Annotated in this window: 7 protein-coding genes; 2 read left to right on the forward strand and 5 right to left on the reverse strand. The window is 36.9% G+C overall.

Annotated features, from left to right (window positions below):
* Window positions 1–190: 190 nt before the first annotated feature.
* The 4 genes from ASU00_RS15920 to ASU00_RS15935 all read right to left on the reverse strand — a co-directional run bounded on the left by ASU00_RS15920 (window position 191) and on the right by ASU00_RS15935 (window position 3,955).
* The gene (locus ASU00_RS15920) at window positions 191–1,198 is read right to left on the reverse strand and encodes a C40 family peptidase (RefSeq protein WP_057914462.1); all 1,008 of its coding nucleotides are present in this window, start codon (window positions 1,196–1,198) and stop codon (window positions 191–193) included.
* A gap of 106 nt (window positions 1,199–1,304) precedes the next feature.
* Complete coding sequence (locus tag ASU00_RS15925; RefSeq protein WP_413783529.1) at window positions 1,305–2,369, reverse strand: dipeptide epimerase; 1,065 nt, start codon at window positions 2,367–2,369, stop codon at window positions 1,305–1,307.
* Between the two features lie 26 nt (window positions 2,370–2,395).
* Entirely contained in the window at window positions 2,396–3,562 is a 1,167-nt protein-coding gene (locus ASU00_RS15930; protein ID WP_057914463.1) for a DUF819 family protein, read from the reverse strand.
* Window positions 3,563–3,634: 72 nt separating this feature from the next.
* The gene (locus ASU00_RS15935) at window positions 3,635–3,955 is read right to left on the reverse strand and encodes a DUF3870 domain-containing protein (RefSeq protein WP_057914464.1); all 321 of its coding nucleotides are present in this window, start codon (window positions 3,953–3,955) and stop codon (window positions 3,635–3,637) included.
* Window positions 3,956–4,306: 351 nt separating this feature from the next.
* Here ASU00_RS15935 and ASU00_RS27095 point away from each other — a divergent pair, with 351 nt between their 5' ends.
* Window positions 4,307–4,411, forward strand: a complete 105-nt coding sequence (locus ASU00_RS27095; protein WP_161809745.1) for a transposase — start codon at window positions 4,307–4,309, stop codon at window positions 4,409–4,411.
* A gap of 215 nt (window positions 4,412–4,626) precedes the next feature.
* On the forward strand, window positions 4,627–5,172 hold the full coding sequence (locus ASU00_RS15945) for an IS3 family transposase (RefSeq protein WP_057914465.1): 546 nt from the start codon (window positions 4,627–4,629) through the stop codon (window positions 5,170–5,172).
* Window positions 5,173–5,277: 105 nt separating this feature from the next.
* Here ASU00_RS15945 and ASU00_RS15950 read toward each other — a convergent pair whose 3' ends face one another.
* Complete coding sequence (locus ASU00_RS15950; protein ID WP_057914466.1) at window positions 5,278–6,390, reverse strand: acyltransferase; 1,113 nt, start codon at window positions 6,388–6,390, stop codon at window positions 5,278–5,280.
* Between the last annotated feature and the right edge of the window lie 471 nt (window positions 6,391–6,861).

The following is a 6,861-nucleotide window of genomic DNA, read 5'->3' on the forward strand; positions in this document are numbered from 1 at the left end:
CATCGTAAATGTTTCGTGGTCAAAAAATTAGTAGCACCTGACTTAGTCGGGTGCTACACCATAAAATATCAATCTACTTGTTATCTTCAGCGGCACCCACACTCTTTATGGAACTAGGAAGGGTAAAACTTTCTCTACAGCCTATGAAGGAAGATTTTACCGCCAGTTTCCTTACTTCTCAAATTTCTTGTTATGGCAAATACCTTCTTGCACCTGATAATTCCTCTATATACCCTTTAGTATTAACAGGAATGATTTCAACATTTTTCTTTGAGTTTGGCGAGTGAATCATCATACCATTTCCCGCGTACATTGCTACATGGTGTACACTTCCTTTTCCATTATTATGAGCAAAGAAAAGTAAGTCCCCCGGCTGGAGAGCATCAAGTTCAACTGATACACCATTTTTTGCTTGGACACTGGAATCCCTTGGTATGGTAATTCCGTATGATTGATACATCGTAAAGGTAAATCCTGAACAGTCAAAACCAAAACCGCTCATGCCGGCCCATAAATAATGCAATCCAAGAAACTTTTTCCCTGTTTCTACTAACTCTTTCCCTGTTGGCGCAGGAATTTCAGCTATTGATTGAAACAATTTGGCGTGTTCCTTTTTCACAAAAGCCCTTTTGCCATTTGGTTTGAGTACTTTATAAGCATTTTTGGTTTCACCTTCATATGGTAGGCGAGTATTGTAGCTAATTTCCATATTTTTTTCTTTAAAAGATGGTGATGGATAAAGAAAGGTTGTAGGTTCGGTAATCATAATAAAAGGTTGATTTTCTGCCTTTACAAACTTTTTGCTATAAGTTAATTGGGATGCTGGCATCCAACCAGGGTATCCTAAATCATTTCTTGGGGTTGGTTGACCCGCAACAGCTACTTTCACCCAATCACCTTGTCTTTCAAGAATTGTCACTTTATTTCCGTAAAGAGCTTGAGTTTCCAGCATTCCGTCACCGGATAATTGCAATTGCTGGTCAAGTGTCATAGCACTCGTCCATTTTCTCATATTCACTGGGTTGGCAGCAGATGGTTCATCAACGGGACGTAAAATATTTGGAGCTGTCCAAAGTGTCGAAACTGAGACATCAACATAAGCGGTTTCATCCAATTTTTTCTCTTTCGCGTCTGCTTGTACATTCGAACCAAATCCTACTAGGATAATGGCGATAATCGTTAAAATGAAACGTTTCATAATTCAAGTCCTCCCCCTATTCTAATTTTACAATTGTTGAATCCTTGAAACTATTATCCAATTAATCTACTAATACATCGCTATAGTAAAACATCCATTACTCTAATTAGATCCGCCCTATCCCAGGCAAATCCGATAATTGAATTTCTTCCCCGCGATACATAAGTACATCCGGTTTTTCTGAAAGCCAAAGCGGTGCATCAAGATCAAAGTATTTCACATTTGGATGTGAGGCCGCAAAATGGGCTGCAGCTCCAACAGAAAGGGCTGGTTCCATCATGCTTCCAATCATGCAAGCGACTCCATTTGCTTCTGCGATACTCGCAATATTCCATGCTTGTGAGATTCCCCCGCATTTCATTAATTTAATGTTTAATAGATCAATATATCGACCAGCGACAAGTTTCAACGTATCTTTTGTCGAGAAAAGACTTTCATCCGCCATAATCGGAAGCCCAACTCGTTCTGTGACGAATTTAAGTCCCTCCAGATCATAGCTTGCTACAGGCTGTTCGATGAATTCAATGTTAAACTTTTTTCGTTCCATCTCGTTAATCAGCTGTACCGCTTGTTTGGGTCTCCAGCCTTGGTTGGCATCGAGACGAAGCTTAATCGGTTTTGGTATACCATCACGGATGGCCTCGATTCGTGCAATATCAAGCTCTGGATTTGCTCCAACCTTCACTTTTAATGTTTGAAAACCATCATCAACACTTTTCCTGGCATCAGATGCCATTTTCCCTGGTGTATCCACCCCAACTGTCATACATGTTTTCAAGTTCTTTTTATCGCCAAGAAAAGCATACAAAGGGATATTCAATAGTTTGCAATAAGCATCGTGTACCGCAATGTCAGCAGCTGCTTTGGCACTTGTATTCCCGACACAGCAGGATTGAATTCTTTGAAGGACCGTTTGAAAATGGGTAATATCAGAGCCGACAAGTTCATTTTTTATTGGCCCAATTAGAGCCGCTTCAATGCCCTCTGATGAGTCTCCCGTAATTATGAATGTTGGTGCTGCTGCCCCCTTGCCAATAATTCCATTTTCAAGCGTTAATGACACTTCAATATTTTCGATTTCGGTTGCTGTTCTTAATGCGGTTTTAAAGGGTACACGCAAGGAAACCTTACGACGATTGACTTGTAAGTCTTCTATAATCACAATACTCATTTCCTTTCCACTTTTTTGTAGCCCTTTTAGAAAATACTTAATATTTTAGCAACAATCATACCAAAATAGGTTCCAAGGAACGATCCAATTAATGCCATAATTACACCAACTGGAATAAGTGCGCGGCTATATGATGCAGCTAACATTGGCGCTGATGCCATCCCGCCGATGTTCGCAAGGCTTGCCACGCCAAGTGTAAATAAATCATATTTAAAGAGTTTTCCTAACAATAGCATGATGATTAAATGGATCAACATGATCAAGAATCCAGAGACAAGATAAATCGGTGCTTGCGCAATATTTGAAAAATCCGATTGCGAGGCAATGAGTGCAACAATAACATATAGCATCACATTGGAAACATCCAAGGCACCAGGAATCTTGGCAACTGGTGTTTGTCCTAAAATTAAACCGATAACGGAAGCAAGCATAATTGTCCAGCTTGTCCCATTAATTACCGCACCTATTTCAGGAAGATGTTGACCTGCAAAGGTAGATAGTGAAGAAATTAATAAACCAATACCCAGTAAATACAACATATGCTGGAATTGTACTCCTGTATTTTCTTCGGAACTTGCTGCAGCTGCTTCCTCAAACCCTTTTTGAAGAAAGCTTGTATCCGCCTTTGTCCAGCGATTAAACTTATCCGCAAATGGAACAAGCCAAAACATGAACATGACCCAAACTGCGTAATTAATGGTATCCATCATTAAGGCATAACCAAAGATATTCTCCGGCACTTTCAATATGTCTTGAAGGGCTACCATGTTTGCAGATCCACCTGTCCAGCTTCCTGCAAGAGCTCCAAATGCCTTCCACGTATCTTTAATATAAAAGTGTTGAAAAGCGATATAGACTACGATAAAGCCAATCATAATACTGACAACAGCTACTAAAAACCCGCCAAGCATCCGCGGTCCTAGTTTCAAAATACTGCGTATGTCACACTTTAATAACATGATGGCCAGCATAGCGGGAAGCAAGGCTCCTTTTACACTGGAATAAACAGTCGCTGTGGACTCATTATCTGCAAAAAGACCACCAGTTTGCATGATCGCAGCACCGATGTAAATAAGAACAATACCCGGTATAAATTTTAAAAAGCGATTGGTATTGAATTTCTTCTCAAATGCAACCATTAAAGCTGCAAAAGCAACTAACACACTGAAATACATGAATCCATCTTGAATCATTTATATATCCCCCTTAAAAAGACAAAAAAATCCAGCCTAACAAAAATTCGTTAGACTGGATTTTGTCTAGGTTTATTTAGACAAAGCAGTTATAGCTTTATATTTCTTAAGAGCATCCTGAAAAGCGACAACCATCGCCTTTTGGGAAGAACCAAAATAACGGTTGTTAATATCCTCTACAATGGACTGATCATCCACATGACGTCCAATAAAAAGTGATTGCACAAAGCGAATTGTTAAATCTACTGTCGCCGAGCAATCCACATCAATAATTTTGCCATCTCTTTTATCGATTACTAAAGCCAAAAAATATTGACTGAATTTCATGGTAATCGGGTTATTTTGTGACGACTTCGCATCACCAGTTATAAAAATCGTTTCTTTTTCATACATACATTTGAATTCCTTTCAATCATAATAACAGACGATATAAGGGACAAACAAGGAGCACTTGTAGAAGCTTATATCATGAATTCGTTTTCAAAGGAATATTAATAATATACCATTCCTTTTATTTTCAGACAATAGGAAATTATTAATTATTGTCTTAGGAGAGTGAATTCTATTAAAAATTTTACGAAAAGGAAAACCTTTTATTAATGAAGTGATTTTCACCATATAAAATCACTGATACTTTTGCTAAAAAAATAACCTATTCCATCTATTTGTGGACAGGTTACACTTAGTTGGACAATAAAAATAAGGGCATGTAGAATCATACACAATAAGTGAGGAGAATCTACTATGTCTAGAAAAAGAAGAACGTTCACAACAGAGTTTAAAAAACAAGTGGTTGCTTTATATGGAAATGGGAAAAGTCGCCACGATATTGTCAGTGAATATGAATGAACTGAATCTGCTTTAGACAGATGGATTGCACAATTCCAACAGACTGGTTCATTCAGAGAGAAAGACAATCGAAGCCCTGAAGAACAAGAATTAATGGAGTTAAGAAAAAAAAATAAGCAGGTAGAAATGGAAGTCGATATGTTAAAGCAAGTCGCTGCTAGCCTTGGGACAAGAGAAGTGATTGAAAGGAATCGTCACACCATTCGGTATCAGCAATGTGCGAAGTCCTGCAAATAGCCCGGAGTACATTTTATTATGAAACAGAAATAGCCGCTCAAAAGGAACAAGAAAAAGCTGCAGAAGAACAAACATTAAAAGAAGAAATCCTTCTGATTTTTAACAAAAACCGTCAAGTATATGGAATTCGTAAAATGAAAGATGCACTTTTTAAAGCAGGTCGCACGGTATCCAGACGGCGTATTGGTCGGTTAATGGGTGAGCTTAAAATCCAATCGAAGTATACACAAGCATCATACAAGCCAATGATCTCACCACCAAATGAAGAATCCGTTCGAAACGTGTTACAGCGAGAATTTCAATTAGACGAAGAAATGTCAGTAGTGGTAAGTGACTTAACGTATGTCAAAGTAGGCAAGCAATGGAAATACGTCTGCTTTTTAATCGATTTATATAATAGAGAAATAGTAGGTTACAGTGCTGGAGAGCGAAAAGACGCAGCTCTAGTTCAACGCGCATTCGCAACTGTCAAGCATTCATTGGGAAATGAGACCGCAGGCAATTCGCTGTATACACACCCATGACACGTTTTCTGGAAAATTAGTGAAAGCTCTTCGTGAACATGCTAAATACAAGGGAAAGTGCTCAAATAAAATTTTCACATTTCCCCTTGTATTTATATTTTTAGTTTAACTAGCTTTCCTTTGCACCTCTTGATATTTTACTTTTTTTGGAGATTTTACTTTTTTTGGAGATGCAACTGTAACAACAAATTGACCAAACGGAATTTTATTAATAGTTTTAACTAAAAGAATCGAAGAAAGTACAGTAATAAGAAAAGCTAAAGGAATCCATCTTGTTTGAGTTAATAGTTCAGGTATGTGATTTTGTATTACATATAACACCATTGGATGAACTAAATAAATACCCATTGATAAATTACCAAGTTCCATTATATAGTTTCTTATTTTCTTCCAACGCTCCATAACATAATAAACACCAATTATTACAACGAGAAATAATGGCATGTGAAACAAATTAGCAATGCGCGTAGATGAAGAAAAACCGAATGTATTGTACTCATATATAACGAAACATATACTAATAACACCGAGTAAAATACTAAAATTAACATTTTTTTCAACCCATTTTACAAGAGGTTCCCAAAGGTATACTAAAAGTCCTCCGAAGAGAAAATAAAAAATCCACTTAAATATCGATGATCTATCCTGGATAAGTAGATTAAAAGTATCATTTCCTGTATCAAATGGTTGCCGCATAAAATAATAATTTATAAAAAGAGCTATGATTGTTAAAGCTAACATACTATTTTTCGTTTTAGCCAATTGCAAAATAGGGAATAGTAAATAAAATTGAATCACCACAACAATAAAATAAAGATGGTAATAACTATCACCAAGTGAGAAAAGTAATAAAAAATCTTTTATACTGACTCCTCCCTCAGACCAAGGGAACTTATATTGTCTAACAAGTAAATAAAGAAAACTCCATATAAGAAATGGTATAACAATTTTGGTAAATCTAGATATAACAAACTTTTTAAAGTTAAATCCCTTTTTAATTGCTTGATTGTATAACAGAAAACCACTCAAGATCGCAAAGCATGGTGTACCATATCGTGCAACTTGATTTAAAAATAGTGTCAGCCAATTAAAGTTCTGATCATTTAAATGATAATTCTTTGCTGTGACATGAACCATCACAACACATAAACAAGCGATAGCACGTATAAAATTCAACTCGTAAATATATCGAGTTTTTTTATTTAACTCTGCCCCCATAAACTACTTCTCCTTATGACTTTATCTCTATATTACTGTTAAAGTATACTACTCCAATTAAGAAAAAGGAACCAGAAAAATAATCCCATAGTGGAGAGTGACCTCCCTAGTAGGGGTAGCGTTAGGAAAATGTGAATTAATAACGATAAGCATTTGGATACAGCCTTATAATACATTGAGAAGCCATTTAAAAGGATTATTTCAATATGTATCAATAGGGTTCACTCTAATGATTAGGTTAACATTTCTGACGGCCTTCTTAATGTACGATTCTTAGCATTATCATACATCCAAAATAGAGAAGAAAATACCCATGTTCAACTATCGGGTGCTATAGCTGAAGATCAGAGCTGTCTTTTAGGCAGCTTTTTCTTAGTGTGCCAGGCATGGCATCTATCTAGATGGTGAAAGTCCACTGTGGGGGTACACATCGACCAACCACTAAGGAAGCGCAAGGTACTTATCGTGAGG

Source organism: Peribacillus muralis (assembly GCF_001439925.1).
Classification (GTDB): domain Bacteria; phylum Bacillota; class Bacilli; order Bacillales; family DSM-1321; genus Peribacillus; species Peribacillus muralis.

Bases quoted from the DNA above. Each gene is read 5' to 3' on its own strand.
- ASU00_RS15920 (WP_057914462.1), bottom strand. From the start codon at position 1,198: ATGAAACGTTTCATTTTAACGATTATCGCCATTATCCTAGTAGGATTT.
- ASU00_RS15930 (WP_057914463.1), bottom strand. From the start codon at position 3,562: ATGATTCAAGATGGATTCATGTATTTCAGTGTGTTAGTTGCTTTTGCA.
- ASU00_RS15950 (WP_057914466.1), bottom strand. From the start codon at position 6,390: ATGGGGGCAGAGTTAAATAAAAAAACTCGATATATTTACGAGTTGAAT.
- ASU00_RS15945 (WP_057914465.1), top strand. From the start codon at position 4,627: ATGTGCGAAGTCCTGCAAATAGCCCGGAGTACATTTTATTATGAAACA.
- ASU00_RS27095 (WP_161809745.1), top strand. From the start codon at position 4,307: ATGTCTAGAAAAAGAAGAACGTTCACAACAGAGTTTAAAAAACAAGTG.
- ASU00_RS15925 (WP_413783529.1), bottom strand. From the start codon at position 2,369: ATGAGTATTGTGATTATAGAAGACTTACAAGTCAATCGTCGTAAGGTT.
- ASU00_RS15935 (WP_057914464.1), bottom strand. From the start codon at position 3,955: ATGTATGAAAAAGAAACGATTTTTATAACTGGTGATGCGAAGTCGTCA.